Origin of the sequence: Paraburkholderia acidisoli, assembly GCF_009789675.1 — a bacterium.
GTDB lineage: Bacteria > Pseudomonadota > Gammaproteobacteria > Burkholderiales > Burkholderiaceae > Paraburkholderia > Paraburkholderia acidisoli.
On sequence record NZ_CP046914.1, the window covers coordinates 624,287 to 643,692 of the forward strand.

General features: G+C 63.5%; 17 protein-coding genes. 7 read left to right on the forward strand and 10 right to left on the reverse strand.

What is annotated here, in order from left to right:
- Window positions 1-33: 33 nt before the first annotated feature.
- Both FAZ98_RS17030 and FAZ98_RS17035 read right to left on the reverse strand, forming a co-directional pair.
- The gene (locus FAZ98_RS17030; RefSeq protein WP_158952481.1) at window positions 34-1,446 is read right to left on the reverse strand and encodes a UDP-glucose dehydrogenase family protein; all 1,413 of its coding nucleotides are present in this window, start codon (window positions 1,444-1,446) and stop codon (window positions 34-36) included.
- Between the two features lie 57 nt (window positions 1,447-1,503).
- Window positions 1,504-2,883: an undecaprenyl-phosphate glucose phosphotransferase gene (locus FAZ98_RS17035; protein WP_158952482.1), complete on the reverse strand. Its 1,380-nt coding sequence runs from the start codon at window positions 2,881-2,883 to the stop codon at window positions 1,504-1,506.
- Window positions 2,884-3,380: 497 nt separating this feature from the next.
- Between FAZ98_RS17035 and FAZ98_RS17040 the strand changes: the two genes are divergently transcribed.
- Complete coding sequence (locus FAZ98_RS17040) at window positions 3,381-4,901, forward strand: mannose-1-phosphate guanylyltransferase/mannose-6-phosphate isomerase (protein ID WP_158952483.1); 1,521 nt, start codon at window positions 3,381-3,383, stop codon at window positions 4,899-4,901.
- An 80-nt stretch (window positions 4,902-4,981) separates the two neighbouring features.
- Here the strand turns inward: FAZ98_RS17040 and FAZ98_RS17045 are convergent, their stop codons facing one another.
- A complete protein-coding gene (locus FAZ98_RS17045) occupies window positions 4,982-6,205 on the reverse strand; it encodes a transposase (RefSeq protein ID WP_158952484.1) in 1,224 nt (407 codons plus the stop codon).
- 656 nt (window positions 6,206-6,861) lie between these two features.
- Between FAZ98_RS17045 and FAZ98_RS17050 the strand changes: the two genes are divergently transcribed.
- Both FAZ98_RS17050 and FAZ98_RS17055 read left to right on the forward strand, forming a co-directional pair.
- A complete protein-coding gene (locus FAZ98_RS17050; RefSeq protein WP_158952485.1) occupies window positions 6,862-7,329 on the forward strand; it encodes a DUF2501 domain-containing protein in 468 nt (155 codons plus the stop codon).
- A 193-nt stretch (window positions 7,330-7,522) separates the two neighbouring features.
- Window positions 7,523-8,047 (forward strand): hypothetical protein, encoded by a 525-nt coding sequence (locus FAZ98_RS17055; RefSeq protein ID WP_233272791.1) that lies wholly within the window; start codon window positions 7,523-7,525, stop codon window positions 8,045-8,047.
- A gap of 33 nt (window positions 8,048-8,080) precedes the next feature.
- Here the strand turns inward: FAZ98_RS17055 and FAZ98_RS17060 are convergent, their stop codons facing one another.
- The gene (locus tag FAZ98_RS17060) at window positions 8,081-8,683 is read right to left on the reverse strand and encodes a DUF4337 domain-containing protein (RefSeq protein WP_158952486.1); all 603 of its coding nucleotides are present in this window, start codon (window positions 8,681-8,683) and stop codon (window positions 8,081-8,083) included.
- 342 nt (window positions 8,684-9,025) lie between these two features.
- Here FAZ98_RS17060 and FAZ98_RS17065 point away from each other — a divergent pair, with 342 nt between their 5' ends.
- On the forward strand, window positions 9,026-9,691 hold the full coding sequence (locus tag FAZ98_RS17065; RefSeq protein WP_158952487.1) for a helix-turn-helix transcriptional regulator: 666 nt from the start codon (window positions 9,026-9,028) through the stop codon (window positions 9,689-9,691).
- A 102-nt stretch (window positions 9,692-9,793) separates the two neighbouring features.
- Here FAZ98_RS17065 and FAZ98_RS17070 read toward each other — a convergent pair whose 3' ends face one another.
- The 5 genes from FAZ98_RS17070 to FAZ98_RS17090 form a co-directional block, all read right to left on the reverse strand.
- The gene (locus FAZ98_RS17070) at window positions 9,794-10,495 is read right to left on the reverse strand and encodes an ABC transporter ATP-binding protein (RefSeq protein ID WP_158952488.1); all 702 of its coding nucleotides are present in this window, start codon (window positions 10,493-10,495) and stop codon (window positions 9,794-9,796) included.
- Entirely contained in the window at window positions 10,495-11,265 is a 771-nt protein-coding gene (gene livG, locus FAZ98_RS17075) for a high-affinity branched-chain amino acid ABC transporter ATP-binding protein LivG (RefSeq protein ID WP_158952489.1), read from the reverse strand. The genes FAZ98_RS17070 and livG overlap by 1 nt, the downstream gene beginning before the upstream one ends.
- Window positions 11,262-12,542, reverse strand: a complete 1,281-nt coding sequence (locus FAZ98_RS17080; protein ID WP_158952490.1) for a high-affinity branched-chain amino acid ABC transporter permease LivM — start codon at window positions 12,540-12,542, stop codon at window positions 11,262-11,264. The genes livG and FAZ98_RS17080 overlap by 4 nt, the downstream gene beginning before the upstream one ends.
- Before the next feature lie 7 nt (window positions 12,543-12,549).
- Window positions 12,550-13,476 (reverse strand): high-affinity branched-chain amino acid ABC transporter permease LivH, encoded by a 927-nt coding sequence (gene livH, locus FAZ98_RS17085; RefSeq protein ID WP_158952491.1) that lies wholly within the window; start codon window positions 13,474-13,476, stop codon window positions 12,550-12,552.
- A 146-nt stretch (window positions 13,477-13,622) separates the two neighbouring features.
- Entirely contained in the window at window positions 13,623-14,750 is a 1,128-nt protein-coding gene (locus tag FAZ98_RS17090) for a branched-chain amino acid ABC transporter substrate-binding protein (RefSeq protein ID WP_158952492.1), read from the reverse strand.
- 1,004 nt (window positions 14,751-15,754) lie between these two features.
- Here FAZ98_RS17090 and FAZ98_RS17095 point away from each other — a divergent pair.
- From FAZ98_RS17095 to FAZ98_RS17105, 3 genes are all read left to right on the forward strand, one after another.
- Window positions 15,755-16,744 (forward strand): ABC transporter substrate-binding protein, encoded by a 990-nt coding sequence (locus tag FAZ98_RS17095; protein WP_158952493.1) that lies wholly within the window; start codon window positions 15,755-15,757, stop codon window positions 16,742-16,744.
- Between the two features lie 111 nt (window positions 16,745-16,855).
- Window positions 16,856-17,752 (forward strand): ABC transporter permease, encoded by an 897-nt coding sequence (locus tag FAZ98_RS17100; RefSeq protein ID WP_158952494.1) that lies wholly within the window; start codon window positions 16,856-16,858, stop codon window positions 17,750-17,752.
- Window position 17,753: 1 nt separating this feature from the next.
- Window positions 17,754-18,548 (forward strand): ABC transporter ATP-binding protein, encoded by a 795-nt coding sequence (locus FAZ98_RS17105; protein ID WP_158952495.1) that lies wholly within the window; start codon window positions 17,754-17,756, stop codon window positions 18,546-18,548.
- Window positions 18,549-18,664: 116 nt separating this feature from the next.
- Here the strand turns inward: FAZ98_RS17105 and FAZ98_RS17110 are convergent, their stop codons facing one another.
- The gene (locus FAZ98_RS17110) at window positions 18,665-19,072 is read right to left on the reverse strand and encodes a PaaI family thioesterase (protein WP_158952496.1); all 408 of its coding nucleotides are present in this window, start codon (window positions 19,070-19,072) and stop codon (window positions 18,665-18,667) included.
- Window positions 19,073-19,406 lie beyond the last annotated feature (334 nt).

Sequence of the window (19,406 nt, forward strand, 5' to 3'; positions counted from 1 at the left end):
GACTCCCTGGCATTGCAAATTTCGCGCCCGCGCTTACACCAGCGCCTGCGACGAGCTTTCCGCGCGCACGCGGCTGTCCAGCGTCGCGCTCGCGCGGCCCACGGCGTGATATTCGACGCCGAGTTCCTGCAGCGCGAGCGGGTCGTACAGGTTGCGGCCATCGAACACGATCGGCATCTTTAGCGCCGACTTGAGCGCGTCGAAATCCGGCGCCTTGAAGACCTTCCACTCCGTGACCACCACGGCCGCATCGGCACCGCTCGCGGCGTCGAGCGCGTCGTCGACGAAGGCGAGGCGCGACTGGTGCTCGGGCACGTCGGCGAGATCGAGCGCGATCACGCGCTTCGCTTCTTCCGTCGCGACGGGGTCGTAGGCCTTGACGTTCGCGCCGCGCGCGAGCAGTTCGGCGATCAGCGTGCGGCTCGGCGCCTCGCGCATGTCGTCGGTGTTCGGCTTGAACGCGAGCCCCCAGACGCCGAACGTGCGGCCCGTGAGGTCGGAGCCGAAGCGCGTGACGATCTTGTCCGCAAGCACGCGCTTCTGCGTTTCGTTCACCGCGTCCACGGCGCGCAGAATCTGCAAGGGCTCGCTGAAGTCCTCGGCGGTGCGCATCAGCGCCTTCACGTCTTTCGGGAAGCACGAACCGCCGTAACCGCAGCCCGCATAGAGAAAGTCGTAACCGATACGCGGATCGGAGCCGATGCCGCGGCGCACCGCTTCGATATCGGCGCCCACGCGGTCGGCGAGATTCGCCAGCTCGTTCATGAACGAAATGCGCGTGGCCAGCATGGCGTTGGCCGCGTACTTGGTGAATTCGGCCGAATGCACGTCCATGTAGAGCGTGCGTTCGTGATTGCGATTGAACGGCGCATAGAGGCGCTTCATGACTTCTTTCGCGCGTTCGCCGGGCACGTCGTCGTTGCAGCCAATCACGATTCGGTCGGGGCGCGCGAAATCGTCCACGGCCGCGCCTTCCTTCAGGAACTCGGGATTCGAGACCACCGAAAACATGTGATTGGCGCCACGCTTGCGCAACTCCGAAGCAATCGCTTCCTGCACCAGCGAAGCCGTGCCCACCGGCACCGTCGATTTGTCGACGATGACCTTGAAGCCGTTCATGTGACGACCGATGTTGCGCGCCGCCGTGAGCACGTATTGCAGATCGGCGGAACCGTCTTCGTCGGGCGGCGTGCCCACGGCGATGAATTGAACGTCGCCGTGCGCGACCGCCGCCTCGACGTCCGTCGAGAACGTCAGGCGGCGCGCGCGCACGTTGCGCTCGATGATTTCCTTCAGGCCCGGCTCGTGAATCGGCACGACGCCCTGATTGAGCAGATCGATCTTGCGCGCATCGACGTCGAGGCAAAACACGTCGTTGCCGATGTCGGCGAGACACGCGCCCGTCACGAGACCCACATAACCGCTGCCAATGATCGTCAGATTCATGCCTACCTCAAAAGTTTGGTTGCCGTTGTCGTACGAAGCGTTGCGCGACGCTTCGCGTCAATATGCGTTCTGGCCTGCGAAGCCTTTCCACATCGTCATGGCGACGATGCGCAGGTCGAGCGCGAAGCTCCAGTGCTGCATGTAATGCAGATCGAAGCGCACGCGGTCGCGCATCTTTTCCACGCGATCGGTTTCGCCGCGATAACCGTTCACTTGCGCCCAACCCGTAATGCCCGGCTTGATGCGATAGCGCGCCATGTAGCCGCGCACCAGGTCCTTGTAAATGTCGTCGTGGGCGATGGCGTGCGGGCGCGGGCCCACCACCGACATTTCGCCCTTGAGCACGTTGATGAACTGCGGCAGTTCGTCGAGGCTCGTGCGGCGCAGGAACGCGCCCACGCGCGTGATACGCGGATCGTTGCGGCGCGCCTGCGTGATCTGCCCCGCGACTTCGGCATGCACCTTCATCGAGCGAAACTTGTAGATCTCGAACTCGTTGCCGTCGAGTCCCTTGCGGCGTTGCTTGAAGAACACCGGCCCGCGCGACGTGATCTTCACCGCCAGCGCGATCACCGCGAGCAGCGGCGCGAGCGCGATCAGCACCGCGCCCGCAAACACGAAGTCGAACACGCGCTTGGGCAGCACGCGCAGTTCCGTCACCGGCGAGGCCGCGAGATTGATCGCGGGCACGCCGAGCAGATCGACCACGGGCTGGTTGAAGAACGACAGGCTGCGCACGTCGGGGATGAAGCGGATGTTCACGAAATCGTTGCGCAGCGCCATGACGATGCGATGAATCGTGCGCTCCTTGGTGATGGGCAGCGCGAGCCACAGTTCGCGCACGTCGTGTTCGCGCACGAACTCGAGCATCGCCTGGAGATTGCGCTCGACCGGCACGCCGTCGAGTTGGGCGGCGCCGTCGGCATCGCTGTCCTCGTCGAACACGAGCGCCGGATGAAAGCCCGCCTCGGGGCGATTGCGCATCTGCTCGATCAGAAAGCGGTTGTAGCGCGGGCCGCCCACCACCGCCACGCCCTTCTGGTTGTAGCCCTCGCGACGAATGCCACGCAGCACCATGTGCACGACACCCTTGGAGACGATCAGGAACGCCACCGAAGCGACGACCCAGTATGCGAGCCAGAGGCGCGAAAGCGAGTCGGCGCGATGCACGCTGAAGCTCAGCAGGATGCCCGTGCTCTCCACGGCGAGCCAGGCAACGCACACGCGCGCGGAAAGCACGTAGAGCGACTTGCCGCGCCACGATTGATAGATGCCGAACGCGGGGAACATCCAGATCGCAAGCAGGCAGTTGAATGCGAGCGCGACGCTTTCGGCGTCGGTGAGCGGCACGGGCCGGCCGTGGTGCAGGGCGGCGGCGAGCAGCGCGCCAGCAGCGATGGCGGCAACGTCGAAAATTCTGGCTAGAACGCTGAGCATGTCCGGCACCTCGGGTTAAAGGAATGAATCGCGGCCACGCGCTGCGCGTCATGGCCGTCTCGCTGCAAAAAAATTCTGGAAGTACTACGCCGCGAATGCGGGGGCGGCGCGAATTCGGATCCGAATAAACCCTAATAAAGCGCGATAAAAATTCGCGCTGCAAGGACCAAAAGTATCTCCAAATGTTTCCCCTCTTTCCGCTTGTTTATTTCCCCATTTTTTCGGCAAGGATTGCCGTTGCGGGCCGAATTTCGCGGGTGCGGCGCGGTGAATTCCGGCACATTTTTCCCTTTCTGCAAGGCGGTTTCAGGGCCGATCCCGCAATCGCCGCCTCGCTAGCCCGAATTTTTGTTCTATTTTTTATTCGACTTTTTCGATGCTCGCGCCACGAATTAAATTTAATTCGAATATTTTCCGTTTTCTTCTTTACGTCGCGATTTATGACGATTTTAAGCATGCTACAAATTGCGACACCGATACCCAATCAGGAGAACGAGATGACGGATACGAGTTCCGCAACGGCGTCGGCGCAAGCGTCCCAGACGCGAGCCGAAAAACACAGCGCGTTGCAGGTATGCCCTGTCGTGCTGGCAGGCGGCGCGGGCTCGCGACTCTGGCCACTGTCGCGCGAGCAATATCCGAAGCAGATGATCAATCTCGTCGGCGAGCAGTCGCTGCTGACGAATACCGCCGGGCGGCTCGATGCGCTCGCCGAGCGCGTGACGCTCGCGGATCAGTTGCTGATCGTGTGTAACGAAGAACATCGCTTCACCACGGCCGAGCAGGTTCGCGTGGCGGGCAAGCGCGCCCGGCTGATTCTCGAACCCACGGGCCGCGATACCGCACCGGCGTTGACGATCGCGGCGATGTCGGTGGTCGCCGCGCAGGAGGACGGCATTCTCGTCGTGATGCCCGCCGATCACGCGCTCGCCGATCTCGAGGCGTTCCAGAACGCCGTGGCCGAGGGCGTGCGCCACGCCGCCAGCGGCCAGATCGTAACGATGGGTATCGTGCCCACCCGCCCCGAAGTCGGCTACGGCTACATTCACGTGGGCGAGCCTGTCGTGAACGCCGAACCGGATGGCGCGCGACGTCTCAGCGGCTTCGTCGAAAAGCCCTATTTCGAGCTCGCGCAGCAATACGTGGCGTCGCAGCGCTACTGGTGGAACAGCGGCATCTTCATCGTGCGCGCTTCCACGTGGCTCAAGGCCATTCGCCATTTCCAGCCCGCGATCTACGCGGCGTGCGCGGCAGCGACCGAACACGGCAAACAGGACGGCGACTTCTTCCGCGTGGACCGCGAAGCGTTCGAGCGCTCGCCGTCGAACTCTATCGACTACGCGGTGATGGAACCGCTCTCGGGCGACCCGAGCGTGGCGGGCGGCGTGGTCGTGCCGCTCGCGGCCGGCTGGACCGACCTGGGTTCGTGGGACACGGTGTGGCAGGTTGCGCCCAAGGATGAAGAAGGCAACGTCGCGCAGGGCCGCGTGATGTTCGAAGGCGCGAGCGACACGTTCGCGCATTCCGATGGCCGTCTCGTTGCGTGCCTCGGCACGGAGAACCTGGTCGTGGTCGAAACCGCCGACGCGGTGCTGGTCGCCGACCGTTCGCGCGCGCAGGACGTCAAGAAGGTCGTGCAACGCATCAAGGAGCAACGCGGCAGCGAAGCCGTCGCTCACCGGCTCGTGCACCGTCCGTGGGGCCACTACGACAGCGTGGACAGCGGCGAACGCTTCCAGGTGAAACGCATCGTGGTCGAACCGGGCGCGCGTCTTTCGCTGCAAATGCATCACCACCGCGCCGAGCACTGGGTCGTGGTGCGCGGCACGGCGCTGGTCACGCGCGGCGAAGAACACTTCATCGTTTCGGAGAACGAATCAGCCTATATTCCGCTCGGTGTGGCGCATCGACTGGAAAACCCGGGCAAGATGCAGCTCGAAATCATCGAAGTGCAATCGGGCTCGTATCTCGGCGAAGACGATATCGTGCGCCTGGAAGACCAGTACGGTAGACAGTAAGTGCGGTAAATCAGGGAGAAGGCTGCGCGCTACGAGCGCGCAGCCAACGGAAACAGAGAACGATGCAAAACGAGGTAATGTCAGCCCAGATGCGTGCGCATGCGCGTGCCGAACGGGCGACGCTCGGCAGTGCCGGAGGCCGGAGTGGATGCGGCGGTGTCGCGGCTTTCACTCGACAGCAAAGCGCCGGTCGCGGTGTAACGCTGCACGGGAGCCAAGCGCATGCTGCCCGGCGCGGCGGCAGCGGGCACGGTGCGCGTGACCACGGCGCCGCTATTGGCGGAAGCTTCGGTGCGCGCCGTATCGGCATGGTGAGAGGCGGCTTCTGCACCGCTTTGCTGGGCCGAACGCGACACCGTTTGCTGAACGGCATGCGCCAGCGCCGGCGAAGCGGCGGCGGCGGGCGCGCCCGGATGCTCGCGATCGATCCACTCGCGCGCCCAGCCGAAGGCGAAGTCACGCGCGTCGTCGCGGTCCTGGAAAGACGGCCCGATCAAGCCCGAGCGCTCCACGCGCTGGCCCTCCTGAAGGATCTCCACCGCCGCGCGGAACATGCGATTGCGCACGGGCTGCACGGTGAGGCTCAGCACGAAGCCGCGCCATTGCGCGACCTGCGTGGCGCCGCCGGGCGAGGCCTCGCTATTGGGCGGCACCACGCGCTCCTTGAGCGGCACGGCGCGCGACGCGGGCGTGCTCATGCGCGAGGAACCATGCGTGGCGTCCGCGCCCGCACGAACGGCGGCCACGGGTACCGGCGACGCCACGGGCGCCACGTGTTTATCGACAGGCACGACATGAGCGTGCGCCGCCGCCGGTATCTCACCGCCCGCGAGCTGACGCGTCATGCTCTCGATCGAATTGGCGAACGGCGTTTCGACGAGCGCCGCAACGGCCGCCGTGGGCGCCTGCCACGCTTCGGGACTCTTCCAGTACACGGCCGGCTGGCCGTCGTCTTCCGCGACCTCTTCCACCACCACCGCGACCGCTTGCACGGCCGGCTGCTGGGCGGGTTCCGGCACATAGACGAACTGACGCCCGCCCTGCGAAAGCAGGCCGACGAGTTCGATCAGCGTGCCATTCACGTGCCATTCCTCGAAACGGCGGCGGCACGTAGGGCCGGACGGATAGCGCGCCGGCAGACGCGACCACGATTCGCCCGTGGTCAAAATCCACAGCACGGCATTCGCCACCACGCGCGGTTCGGCACGAGGGCGACCGCGGCGGTTTAGCCTGATAGGCGGTTCATCGGATACGAGCGAAGACACCTGCGTCCACTCGTCGTCGCTCAACTCTACGAAATTCATGCTGTTCTCCACGCAGCCGGACCGGGGCTGCTGTGACTGGGCATTCGCTCGCGGATCTCGCTGTCCGCGTTGGCTTGCCCGGTTGCACCATATGCTTATATGAAGGGTTCATTTGCGTCGCAGGCTGCACATGGGCAGTGCGCGCGTTCACGCTAATGACGCAATAAACGTGGTCTCACTCGTGCAAGGGAGAATTTGTGCAGGAAGCATACCACCTGAAACCAGCCGATGAGGAGGGCCGTAATAAGTGTTACGGTTAGAAACATTATCGACCTTGATACGGCGCGATTGTTGCGAAAACCCCTGTAGATAAGGGCTTTTCTAACAACGATGCCTTTGCAAGACCCTCTTTCATGCGACTTCGACAACTCACTCGCGCCGCCACGCGGGTTCAGACGAATAGTACCAGTTGAAGCTAAGCGCGCGCGACAGTCAAGCAGTAAACAACAGATAGCTATAGGTTTTAACCGCTGCGATATTCGTTGTGCACACAACCAGTGACACTTCGATGAAGCGAGCATGCTCGCGGCATCGTTAATGCGAATTTCCTGTCTGCTTTCGCATTCGGCGACCGGGTTTCGCACGTTCACGCAACAAAGCCAACCGCGCCAATCCGTCTATAGTTGAAACACTTCAACTGCTTCGGAGACTCGTGTATGCAAACGTCTGCACCACGCATTGCCACCGCGCTGATGGCGTCCCTGACAATCGCACTGCTTGCGCCCTGGGGCGCCGCGCAGGCCCAACTCGGCAATCTGCTGAACCAGGGCGGCAGCAACAGCGGCTCGGCACAGGGCGCGCTCGGCAATCTGGGCGGCCTCGGCAATTCGCTTTCCGGCTCCTCCGTGACGTCGAGCAGCCTCGGCAACGTCACGGGCGTTCTCCAGTACTGCATCCAGAACAATTATCTGAATGCGAATAGCGCCAGCAACGTCAAAGACTCCCTGCTCAGCAAATTACCCGGCGGCGCCAATACGACCGACAGCGGCTACACCCAGGGCACGAGCGGCATACTCACCGCCGGCAACGGCTCGAAGCTCGACCTCTCGGGCGGCGGCCTCAAGGAAGCCGCCACGCGACAGGTCTGCGACAAAATCCTGAGCCAGGCGAAATCGATGCTGTAATCCGGGCCTCGTACGAACGGCCCCGCCGATGTGCGCGCGGTATGAGCGCCGCCGCACATCGGAGCAATTCGCGTGCCCCGACACTCGAAGAACGAGTGAGACCGCGCCGGGTCGAATACATTCCGGCTCAATTCCGGTCGATATCGCGAGTCCTCGTTGCCGTCTTCGCGCCATCGCGCCCGCCTTCGCCGCCATGACCATGCGCCGCCAGCCTGCCCGCCCTTTTGCCCGCCTTGCCGCGCCGGTCACGGCTGCGGCGGCGGTCTCGTGTGCGAGCCGGGCGGTCTCCCGGCACGCCGCCGCGCTCCTCGCGGCGCTGTGCTTCGCGCCGCTTCGCGCGCCCGCTCAGGAGGCGCCACGCGATGCGCAATTCGACTGCAACTCGAATCCGCATGCGTTCATTACTACATTCATCGATGAAAAATCGATCGATCCCCAACCGAGTCGCGTCGAGGCGAATTCCGTCAATGCGTTCCGTCCGATTCACGGCGCGCACATCAGCGCATTCGGTTTTCCGGTGTACGTGGTATTGGGTTACGACCGCGACGACGCGCTATTTCAGCACGGCGCCGGGAAGGAGATCGCCACGCCCCTGTATGGCGTGGTCGTGAATGCGCCCGCCGAGTCGGTGCGGGCGCGTGTGCGTCAGGCCAACAGCGACGCGACGGTGCATCCCGTCGTGCCGCTCGTGCTCACCGCCATCGTGTGTGGCGGCTAGCACAATGAACCCGGTCAACCCAGGCGTAATCGATCAGCCGCCGAAGAACGCCAGCGCGCCCATGGCCACGCCAACAATGGCCGCGCCCACGGAAATCTTGAGCAGCCAGCGCCGGCGCGTGAGCAGCGTAATGGCCGTGAGGGCGATCGAAATCTGGATGAGCGTGGTGGCCTGCGCCCAGCGATGATGACCGTGCAGCAGTTTCTCGCTGCGCGCGTCGTCGTCTTCCACGGTCTTTTCGAGCGCTTCGGCCTTGGCGCGGATCGGCTCCTTCTGCTGCTTGTAACGCTCGGCGTCGCTCGCGAAGCGGCGTTGCGCGGCATCCGAATTCGGTGCGAGCGCAGAGAGTTCGCTGCCCAGTTCGGCGAGATTCTGCTTCTCGCCTTTCGCCTGGTAATACGCCCACTGATTCGCCGCTTCGGTTTTGTGAATGGCCGCTTCGTTCTTGTAATAGAGCGCGAGATTTTCGCTATTGCCGCTTTGATACGCGAAGATCGCGCCGATGGAAGCCAGAATGGCCGTCATCACCGCCATGCGGCCGGGAAACGAATCGGCGCTGCCGTGCGCGCCATGGCCCGACGCGGCGTGTTCGACCGCGTGATCGTGCGGCCCATGCACTTCATACTCTTCAGACATCCAGACACTCTCCGTTTCACTGACTGACCGCCCGATTGCGCCGTCGTTCTCGCGACGACATGCGCGGCGCGCGCCAGACTTCCCCGGGCGGCGCGCCATGCGGAACGCTAATTATCGTGAGCGCGGCCCGCTTGTCCAGTACCCAATTTGCATCCGTTGTAACGAAAGCCGAATTCGCGTTTATCCGGGATTGTCGAAAGCAAAACGTAGGTTTTATCGACTATTCATTGTCTATTCACCGCAATCGCGATTGGCGACGCCGCAACGGGTCGCCCTAACCCCCGCCATATTCTTCCGCCCGCTTCCCGTCTACCCACCCTACGCACGCAGGCGTTCGATAACGTGGCGTTCGCCGATTTCGCGTGGCGCGCTTCGTTGCGCGGCCACGCATCGTTCGCCCTGGAGACCGCCATGGGGCCGCAAGCCGCCAGTGATGCCGATGCGCCCGGCGCCGCGCTCGACGCGCTCGCGCACGGCGTGCTGATCGTGAATGCCGAAGCGCGCATCGTGTTCGCCAACCGCGCGGCCACGGCCATGCTCACGCGCGCGAACGGCTTGCGGAGCGACAGCGCTGCATTGAGCGCCTGCGACGCCGGCGACACGCAGCGACTGCGTACGTTGATCGCGCGGGCCGCGAATGCCGATGCGCGCGCGCGTCTGGGGGGCGCCATGCTGATCCGCCGCCCGGCCCCCGAAGAAGCTTTGCAGACACTGATTTCCCCGCTGCGCGCGCGCAGCACGGCCATGCTCATCGCGATCGACCCGCAAGCCGCGCGGCGCGGCGTGGAAACGCGGCTCATCGCGTTGTTCGGGCTCACGCCCGCCGAAGCGCGCGTGGCCTGCGAAGTCGGCAACGGCCTCAACCCGAAAGACGTGGCCGAAGCGCTGCGCATTCTGCCTTCGACCGTGCGCACGCATCTGCATCACGTGTTCGAGAAGACGGCCACGCACCGCCAGGCGGACTTGATGTGGCTGATCGCGCAACTGGCCATCGCACGCAGCGACTAACGGTGCGCATCGGCATCGAAAACAAAACGGCCCGCGCAGTGCCTTGCGCGGGCCGTTCACAAAACACCCTGTTTTGTGGGCTCAAATCATCGCATGCCCAAATCAACCGCCCAGATAGGCGCGCTTGATATTGTCGTTCGCGAGCAGATTCGCGGCGCTATCCGCCAGCACGACACGGCCGGTTTCGAGCACGTAACCGCGATCGGCCACGTGCAGCGCCTTGTTCGCGTTCTGCTCGACGAGGAACACCGTCACGCCTTCCTCGCGAATCGTGCGGATGATGTCGAAAATCTGCGCGATCACGAGCGGCGCGAGGCCGAGCGTGGGTTCGTCGAGCAGCAACAAACGCGGCTTGCTCATCAAAGCGCGCCCGATGGCAAGCATCTGCTGCTCGCCGCCCGACATCGTGCCCGCACGCTGTTTCGCCCGCTGATTCAGGCGCGGAAACAGTTTGAACACGTGCTCGATGCCCGCTTCGATCTCGTGCTTCGAGGCGAAGAAGCCGCCCATCTGCAGATTTTCGAGCACGGAAAGGCTCGGGAACACGCGGCGGCCTTCCGGCGAAATAGCCATGCCGAGACGCATGATCTCGTGCGTGGGCATGCGCGTGATGTCGCGGCCTTCGAACGACACGCGGCCCGACGACGCGCGCGGCGTGCCGCACACGGTCATCATGAGCGTCGTCTTGCCGGCGCCGTTGCTGCCGATCAGCGTGACGATCTCGCCTTGGTTCACTTCGATCGACACGCCCGCCAGCGCTTCCACCGCGCCATAGTGGGTATGGACCTGTTCCAGCTTCAGCATCAGTCCTCTCCGAGATACGCCTTGATCACGCGCGGGTCGTTGCGCACTTCATCGGGTTTGCCGATCATGATCGGCTTGCCGTGCTCCATCACCAGAATGCGGTCGGACACGCCCATCACGAGGCTCATGTCGTGTTCGATCAGGAGTACGGAGATTCCGAACTCGTTGCGCAAACCGTCGACCATCTGCTGCAACTCGATCTTTTCCTGCGGATTCAAACCGGCCGCGGGTTCGTCGAGCATCAACAGACGCGGGTCGGTGATCATGCAGCGCGCGATTTCGAGCCGGCGCTGATGGCCGTACGAAAGCGTGCCGGCTTCGCGATTCGCCACCTGCGTGAGGCCCACGCGTTCGAGCCAGTACGCGGCACGTTCGAGCGCGGCGCGTTCGGCGCGGCGAAACGCGGGCGTCGCGAGCAGGCCGCTCAGCATGTTGCGATTCACCTTCAGGTGCTGCGCGACCATGAGATTTTCCAGCACCGTCAACTGCTTGAAGAGACGAATGTTCTGGAACGTGCGCACGAGACCGCGACGCGCGACCTGGTGGCTCGGCTGACCCGTGATGGCATGGCCGTCGAGCACGATGTCGCCAGCCGTGGGCCTGTAGAAACCGCCCACGCAATTGAACACCGTGGTCTTGCCCGCGCCGTTCGGCCCGATGATGGCGAACACCTCGTTCGGACGCACGTCGAAATCGATGCCGTCCACGGCCAGCAAACCGCCGAAGCGCATCTGCAAGCCCGCTACTTTCAATAACGCCTGTGCGCTCATTGCGGCAACTCCACGTGCGGACGACTCGCGGGCAGCAGGCCCTGCGGACGCCACATCATCATCAGCACCATCACCAGACCGAAGATCAGCATGCGGTATTCGGCGAAGCCGCGTGCCACTTCCGGCAGCGCGGTCAGCAGGATCGCCGCGAGCACCACGCCCAGTTGCGAACCCATGCCGCCGAGCACGACCACGGCGAGGATCAGCGCCGACTCGATGAACGTGAACGACTCCGGCGTGACGAGACCCTGGCGCGCCGCGAAGAACGCGCCCGCGAGACCCGCGAACGAGGCGCCCAGCGTGAACGCCGAGAGCTTGATGCGCGTGGGATTCAAGCCGAGCGAACGGCAGGCGATCTCGTCTTCGCGCAGCGCTTCCCACGCGCGCCCCATCGGCATACGCAGCAGGCGGCTCGTGACGAACAGCGTGAACGCCACCAGCACGAGCGCGAGCAGATACAGGAAGATCACCATGTGCTCGCCGTTGTACGGGATGCCGATCAGTTCGTTGAACGTCTTCGCGCCTTCCACGCTGGCGTGGCGCGCGAGTTCGTAACCGAACACCGTGGGCTTCGGAATGCCCGAGATGCCGTCCGGACCGCCCGTGATGCTCGTGAGATTGTTGAGCAGCAAACGGATGATTTCCCCGAAGCCGAGCGTGACGATCGCGAGATAGTCGCCGCGCAAACGCAGCACCGGGAAGCCGAGCACGAAGCCGAACGCCGCCGAAGCGAGCGCCGCGAGCGGCAGGCATTCCCAGAACGTGAAGCCGAAATACTGGTTGAGCAGCGCATACGTATAGCCGCCCACCGCGTAGAAGCCCACGTAACCGAGGTCGAGCAGACCCGCGAAGCCCACCACGATGTTGAGGCCGAGGCCAAGAATCACGTAGATGAGCGCGAGCGTGGCGACGTCGATCGAGCCGCGCGAGCCCATCAGCGGAAACACCACGCCGAAGGCGAGCAGCACCCAGATCGCCATGCGTTGCTGACGCGCGCCGAGCGCGGGGGTTTTCGGCAAACGCACGCTACTGGTTGCGCGCACAACCAACGGCTTGACGAGCTGGAACACGAACACCACGGCCGCGGCGATCCACACGGGCCGCCAGTGCTGCTGCAGCACGACCTGATAGCCGTCGAGCGTGAGTTGCAAGCCGAGGATCGGCGCGGTGAGGATGATGGTCGCGATGGCGGCGGCGAACGCGCCCTTCAACGTCTGCGACGAAGACGGGCCGTGACCGCGCTGGGCGGCCACGCGAACCGGAACAGATTGGCTCATATCGACCTCAGACCTTTTCGACGTCCGGCTTGCCGAGCAGGCCGGTGGGACGGAACAGCAGCACGAGCACGAGCAGGCCGAACGCCACGACGTCCTTGTACTCCGAAGGCATGTAGCCTGAGGCGAAGGTTTCGGCGAGACCGAGCAGCACGCCGCCGAGCATCGCGCCCGGAATGCTGCCGATACCGCCCAGCACCGCCGCCGTGAACGCCTTGATGCCCGCAATGAAGCCGATATACGGATTGAGCTTGCCGATGGTAAGACCGATCAGCACGCCGCCCACGGCCGCCAGCATCGCGCCGAGCACGAACGTGAACGAGATCACGCGATTCGTGTCGATGCCGAGCAGGTTCGCCATCTTCATGTCTTCTGCGCAGGCGCGGCAGGCGCGGCCCATGCGCGAACGCGAGATGAACAGCGTGAGCGCGATCATCAGCACGAGCGTCACGCCCACAATCAACATGCGCGCATACGGAATCGTCACTTCGAAATTGCCGCCCATGTTGAAGTCGAGCGCGCCGGAAATGAGTTCCGGCACCGACACATCGCGCGCGCCCTGACCGATCTGCACGTAGTTCTGCAGGAAGATGGACATGCCGATGGCGGAGATCAGCGGCACGAGGCGCGGGCCGCCGCGCAACGGCCGGTATGCGACGCGCTCGACCGCGAAACCGTAGAGCCCGGTGACCAGCACCGCGACGATAAGCGCCGCGCCCAGCACGAGCGGCAGCGGATAACCCGCCGAAGTGCCGATCGCGGTAAGCGTGACGAGGCCCACGTAGGCGCCGATCATGTAGATCTCGCCGTGAGCGAAGTTGATCATGCCGATGATGCCGTAGACCATCGTGTAGCCAATGGCGATCAGCGCATAGATCGCACCCAGCGTCAGCCCGTTGACGAGCTGCTGGGTGAACTGAGGAAGAAAATCATTCATGCGTAAGCCCCGCGGCCGTGCAGCCGGTAAGAGACCTTGAAACCGTGGCGATTCCCGCTCGGGTGTTGGTTGCGCGCGCAACTTTCATGAGGCGATCATGAAAACGCCCCGCCGCGCGGGCGGGGCGTGCGAAATGCGCGCGGGAATCAGTTCGCGGCGGTCTTGGTGGCGTCCTTGTGCCACGTGTAGACGACGAAGCGGAACGACTTCAGGTCGCCCTGCTTGTCGTACTCGACCTTGCCGATCGGCGTGTTGAACGCGTTGGCATGCAGGTAAGCGGCAACCTTGGTCGGGTCGGTGCTCTTCGCGCCCTTGATGCCGTCGGCGATCACTTCCACGGCCGCGTAGGCGGGCATCTGGAACGGACCGTTGGCGTCGCGCTTCGCGTCGGCGAACGCCTTCACGAGCTTCGCGTTGGCGGGATCGGCGGCGAAGTCGGCGGGCAGCGTGACGAGCATGCCTTCCGAAGCCGGACCGGCGATCGCGGTGACGTCCTTGTTGCCCACGCCTTCGGGGCCCATGAACGTGGCCTTCACGCCCTGTTCACGCGACTGGCGCATCAGCAGACCCATTTCCGGGTGATAGCCGCCAAAGTAGACGAAGTCCACGCCTTGCGACTTGAGCTTGGTGACGACGGCCGAGTAGTCCGAATCGCCGGCGTTGATGCCTTCGAACACCACAACCGGAATGTGCGCCTTGTCGAGCGCGGCCTTCACCGAGGTGGCGATGCCCTGGCCGTACGACTGCTTGTCGTGCAGGATCGCGACCTTCTTCGGCTTGACCTTGTTGATGATGTACGCGGCGGCTGCCGGACCTTGCTGGTCGTCGCGGCCGATCGTGCGGAAGATGAACTGGCGCTTCTTGCCTTCGGTCAGTTGCGGCGCGGTCGCCGACGGCGTGACCATCACGACGCCTTCGTTCTCGTAGATGTCCGATGCGGGGATCGTGGAGCCCGAGCACACGTGGCCGACCACGTACTGAATGTGCTGCGAGACGATCTTGTTGGCAACGGCCACGGCCTGCTTCGGCTCGCACGCGTCGTCCATCAGCACGGCTTCGAGCTTGTTGCCGTTCACGCCGCCCGCGGCATTGATCTGCTCGATCGCGGTCAGCGCGCCTGCCTTGACCATGTCGCCGTACTGGGCGACGGGGCCGCTGAACGGACCGGCGATGGCGATCTTGACGGTGTCTGCGTGCGCGTTTGCACCAAATGCGAGCAGCGCGGCGGCGAGGGAAACGGAGGTAAGGCGGGTAAGGCGTGACAGCGACGTCATCAGGAGCTCCTCGATTGTTTTCGGGTCAACCGGGCAAACGGAATGACCTGCGCAAACGAACAGCGCCCCAATGCTAAACCCTTGGAGAACAACCACGACGGGCATCGAAAAGACGTGACGGGGCCCGGCGAGTATCAGTGCCTGGGTAGGCAGCTGAGTTCGGAGAATCTGCTCTGTTACAGACTCTGTTGCGCAAGCGATCCGCCTGCCCCGTTCACTGCATTTTGTTCCGGAAAGGTGGCCCGGCCAAAATCAGCGACTCGCGGATGCTATCAATAATCCCTTTCCCGTGCAACTGCGCGCCGGCTTCGATCTCAATCGGGGTTTTGATATCGATCAGTCGAACAAAGCGCCGAGAAGCGCTTGAATAGACTCGGAAAATTCTCATTTCCGGAGAGCCCGGATGGCCGCATGGTGCACAAAGCGTTGATGGATAAAGGTCTTGGCAAGATCCATGATTTTCGATTTTAAGAACTCAATGCGTCTCATCTCAAAATATATTCGCATCAATAAATTCATTAAACGAAATAGATCAATACCGGTTTAAATAAATAGATATAAATACGATTATCCGATAATGCACCATAAACGGGGAAAACCCTAAATGCAATATGCGCCAAATAACTGATTTGTCTAGACAATTTATCCGAAAACGCTTTGAATTCCCAGACCGAAACGCGCTTTGACCAGGACGATTCCTGGCAACTCAATCGCCTTCTACGTTTCCATTCCGAAACTGAGAAAACTTTTTACTGCGCTCGATATTTTCTCGAAATCACGATCAGAAATCTCAAATTAATCGCGCAGCCACCGTCGCAAAACCGCCTCACTCGCCTCTCGAATCGTTCCGGACCCGTTACTTACGGTGGTATTCTCGCTGCCTCGTCTTCGAGATGCACCAGTTTCGGGCATGACTCACGCCCTCTCGCGGTGCAGCCACGAAGCCGAATGCGCAGTCAGGCCACACCGTCCAGAACCGAGTCACTCGGGGGAGATCAAGCACAATGAAGACCTTCAAACTCGCCGCCCAAGCCGCCACCCTCACGCTGATCGCCAGCGCCGCCGTGCTCGCGACGGCCTCGGGTGCCGCGCGCGCAGCCGACACCGCCACCGTCGAAGTCCTCTCGATCGTCGAGCATCCCGCGCTCGACGCGATCCGCGACGGCGTGCGCGACGAACTCCAGGCGGCCGGCTACGACGCCGGAAAGAACCTCAAGTGGGAATATCAGAGCGCGCAAGGCAACACCGGCACCGCCGCGCAGATCGCGCGCAAATTCGTCGGCGACAACCCGAGCGCGATCGTCGCCATCGCCACGCCCTCGGCCCAGGCAGTCGTGGCCGCCACGAAGAGCGTGCCCGTGGTCTACTCGGGCGTGACCGACCCGGTTGCCGCGCAACTGGTGAAGACGTGGACACCGAGCGGCACGAACGTCACCGGCGTTTCCGACAAACTGCCGCTCGACAAGCAGGTCGCGCTCATCAAGCGCGTCGTGCCGAACGCGAAGACGGTCGGCATGGTCTACAACCCCGGCGAGGCGAATTCGGTCGTGGTCGTGAAGGCGCTCAAGGCGCTGCTCGCGCAGCAGGGCATGACGCTCAAGGAAGCGGCCGCGCCGCGCACGGTCGACATCGGCCCGGCGGCGAAGAGCCTGATCGGCAAGGTGGACGTGATCTACACCAACACCGACAACAATGTCGTTTCGGCGTACGAAGCATTGGTCAAGGTCGCCAACGACGCGAAGATTCCGCTCGTGGCGTCGGACACGGACAGCGTGAAGCGTGGCGCCATCGCGGCGCTCGGCATCGACTACCGCGATCTCGGCCATCAAACCGGCAAGGTCGTCGTGCGCATCCTCAAGGGCGAGAAACCCGGCGCGATCGCCTCGGAAACGAGCAACAAGCTGCAACTGTTCGTGAATCCGGCCGCCGCGCAAAAACAAGGCGTGACGCTTTCGGCCGATCTGCTCAAGGACGCGACCACGGTCGTGAAATAAGGCACCTTGTCGCGCACACGCGTCTGCCTTTCCCGCGCGCGAGCGACGACGGCTCGCACGCGGTTTTCGCACCGACGCCGCGCGAGTGCAAGACCGTAACAGGAATTTCGCATGTCCCTCTACTCGCTGCTGGGCGCGCTGGAGATCGGCCTGATCTTCAGTCTCGTGGCCCTCGGGGTGCTGATCTCGTTTCGCATCCTCAACTTTCCCGATCTGACCGTCGACGGCAGTTTTCCGTTGGGCGGCGCCGTCGCCGCCACGCTGATCGCCGCCGGTCACGATCCGTTTCTCGCAACCGCCTGCGCAGTCGTGGCCGGCGCGCTCGCGGGCTTCGTCACGGGCTGGCTCAACGTGCGCCTCAAGATCATGGATCTGCTCGCCAGCATCCTGATGATGATCGCGCTCTATTCGATCAACTTGCGCGTGATGGGCGCGCCCAACGTGCCGCTGATTTCCGAATCCACCGTCTTCACGACGATTCAGCCCGCGTGGCTGCCCGATTACGTGTTGCGCCCGCTCGCGCTGCTCGTCGTCGTGATCGTCGCGAAACTGGGCGTGGATGCGTTCTTTTCGTCGCAATACGGTCTTGCGTTGCGCGCGACCGGCGCGAATCCGCGCATGGCGCGCGCGCAGGGCATCGCGACGGGTCGCGCGACGCTGGCCGGGATGGCGCTATCGAACGCGCTCGTCGCGCTCGCGGGCGCGCTGTTCGCGCAAACGCAGGGCGGCTCGGACATCTCGATGGGGATCGGCACGATCGTGATCGGGTTGGCCGCGGTCATCATCGGCGAAAGCATCCTGCCCGCGCGCCGTCTCATGCTCACCACGCTCGCGGCCGTGCTCGGTGCGATTCTTTATCGCTTCTTCATTGCGCTCGCGCTCAACAGCGATTTCATCGGCCTGAAGGCACAGGACCTGAATCTCGTCACCGCCGTGCTCGTGACAATCGCGCTCGTGCTGCCGGCCACGCGCAAGAAGCTGTTCGGCCGTAAGAAAGGGAGGGCATGACATGCTCAGCGCCAGCAATCTGCAACTCACTTTCAATGCCGATACGCCGATCGAAACCCGCGCGCTACGTGGCCTGAATCTCGAGATTCCCACGGGCCAGTTCGTCGCCGTGATCGGCTCGAACGGTGCGGGGAAATCGACCTTTCTCAACGCGATCAGCGGCGATCAACGCGTGGATAGCGGCACCATCTCGATCGACGGCAACGACGTTACGCGCAAGCAGGCGTGGGACCGCGCGCATCTCGTCGCGCGCGTGTTTCAGGACCCGATGGCCGGCACCTGCGAGGCACTCACGATCGAAGAGAACATGGCGCTCGCGATGACGCGCGGCAAACGTCGCGGCTTTGGCCCCGCGCTGAAAAGGCAGGATAGCGAGTTGTTTCGCGCGAAGTTGCGCCTGCTGAATCTCGGGCTCGAAAACCGCCTGACCGACCGCATCGGCCTGCTTTCGGGCGGACAGCGCCAGGCCGTGAGCCTGCTGATGGCGTCGCTGCAACCGTCGCGCATTCTGCTGCTCGACGAGCACACGGCCGCGCTCGATCCGAAAACGGCCGCGTTCGTGCTCGAACTGACCGCGCGTATTGTCGAGGAATCGAAGCTCACGACCATGATGGTCACGCACAGCATGCGCCAGGCGCTCGATTACGGGCAGCGCACCGTGATGCTGCATCAGGGGCAAGTGGTGCTCGACGTGTCCGGCGAGGCACGCAACGGTCTCGACGTACCCGACCTGCTGCGCATGTTCGAACACAATCGTCACGAAACACTCGACGACGACGCGCTGCTGCTCGGCTGATCGCCGGCCGACGCCGCTTCAACGGCGCCCGATGCCCGCTTCCTTGCAACAGGCCGCGGGCATTTTTTTCACCACCGCCAAATGTCGCCAAACCCCGGCAAAATCAGGATGCCGAACTATTTTCCAGCGGCAGCCGGCTTCACGTATTTGAACGTACCCTGCGCGCTCGCGATCAAGACGCGGTCGTCGACCCATGCCTCCGCGCGCGCGAAAAAGATCGAACGGCCGCCGCGTTCCAGAAACCCCTTCGCGCGCACGAACTGACCCAGACCTTTGTCGAGATAGTTCGTAGTGAGCGAGAGCGTGAAGCCGTGGCGCGCGGGTTGCCCGGCTTCCGCGAACAGACCCGCGTAGCCCGCGGCCGCGTCGAGCAGCGTGGCGATCGCGCCGCCTTGCAGCACGCCTTGCCGGTTGAGCTTGGAGGCGTCGATGGGCATCACGAGTTCCGCGTAGCCATCGCGCCATTGCGCGACGCTCACGCCCAGCGTTTCGAGGAAGGGATTGTCCACGGCGAATTGCGACATGCGCGCTCCTTGCATTAACGGGCGAAGCGTTCGATTATAGGGTTCTGCCCAAAGCGCCGCAGCGCCGCACCCCACTGTTCAGCGGATTTCCGCCCAACTGTACATGGTCAGCGCCGCCGCGCCGCAGAACACTGCTGTGAGGCCGCCGCTGTTAGACGCGCGCGCCTCGCTTCTTTTGCCCAACACAGGTACTCCAACATGAACGACACCGCGCTCCACTCCGCCCCACCCGCCACTTCGCACGCCTCGGCGGCGGCGGCCGCGGCCGGGGCAGCGCCGGTTCCCTGCCCCACCGTCGACACGCTCGACCACATCCTGCCCGAAGAACCGCTGC

What these genes read in the sequence shown, in the direction of transcription:
- FAZ98_RS17040 (WP_158952483.1), top strand. Translation starts at nt 3,381, where the DNA reads ATGACGGATACGAGTTCCGCAACGGCGTCGGCGCAAGCGTCCCAGACG.
- livH (WP_158952491.1), bottom strand. Translation starts at nt 13,476, where the DNA reads ATGAATGATTTTCTTCCTCAGTTCACCCAGCAGCTCGTCAACGGGCTG.
- FAZ98_RS17030 (WP_158952481.1), bottom strand. Translation starts at nt 1,446, where the DNA reads ATGAATCTGACGATCATTGGCAGCGGTTATGTGGGTCTCGTGACGGGC.
- FAZ98_RS17055 (WP_233272791.1), top strand. Translation starts at nt 7,523, where the DNA reads ATGACCATGCGCCGCCAGCCTGCCCGCCCTTTTGCCCGCCTTGCCGCG.
- FAZ98_RS17090 (WP_158952492.1), bottom strand. Translation starts at nt 14,750, where the DNA reads ATGACGTCGCTGTCACGCCTTACCCGCCTTACCTCCGTTTCCCTCGCC.
- FAZ98_RS17060 (WP_158952486.1), bottom strand. Translation starts at nt 8,683, where the DNA reads ATGTCTGAAGAGTATGAAGTGCATGGGCCGCACGATCACGCGGTCGAA.
- FAZ98_RS17105 (WP_158952495.1), top strand. Translation starts at nt 17,754, where the DNA reads ATGCTCAGCGCCAGCAATCTGCAACTCACTTTCAATGCCGATACGCCG.
- FAZ98_RS17045 (WP_158952484.1), bottom strand. Translation starts at nt 6,205, where the DNA reads ATGAATTTCGTAGAGTTGAGCGACGACGAGTGGACGCAGGTGTCTTCG.
- FAZ98_RS17035 (WP_158952482.1), bottom strand. Translation starts at nt 2,883, where the DNA reads ATGCTCAGCGTTCTAGCCAGAATTTTCGACGTTGCCGCCATCGCTGCT.
- FAZ98_RS17050 (WP_158952485.1), top strand. Translation starts at nt 6,862, where the DNA reads ATGCAAACGTCTGCACCACGCATTGCCACCGCGCTGATGGCGTCCCTG.
- FAZ98_RS17095 (WP_158952493.1), top strand. Translation starts at nt 15,755, where the DNA reads ATGAAGACCTTCAAACTCGCCGCCCAAGCCGCCACCCTCACGCTGATC.
- FAZ98_RS17110 (WP_158952496.1), bottom strand. Translation starts at nt 19,072, where the DNA reads ATGTCGCAATTCGCCGTGGACAATCCCTTCCTCGAAACGCTGGGCGTG.
- FAZ98_RS17070 (WP_158952488.1), bottom strand. Translation starts at nt 10,495, where the DNA reads ATGCTGAAGCTGGAACAGGTCCATACCCACTATGGCGCGGTGGAAGCG.
- FAZ98_RS17100 (WP_158952494.1), top strand. Translation starts at nt 16,856, where the DNA reads ATGTCCCTCTACTCGCTGCTGGGCGCGCTGGAGATCGGCCTGATCTTC.
- FAZ98_RS17080 (WP_158952490.1), bottom strand. Translation starts at nt 12,542, where the DNA reads ATGAGCCAATCTGTTCCGGTTCGCGTGGCCGCCCAGCGCGGTCACGGC.
- livG (WP_158952489.1), bottom strand. Translation starts at nt 11,265, where the DNA reads ATGAGCGCACAGGCGTTATTGAAAGTAGCGGGCTTGCAGATGCGCTTC.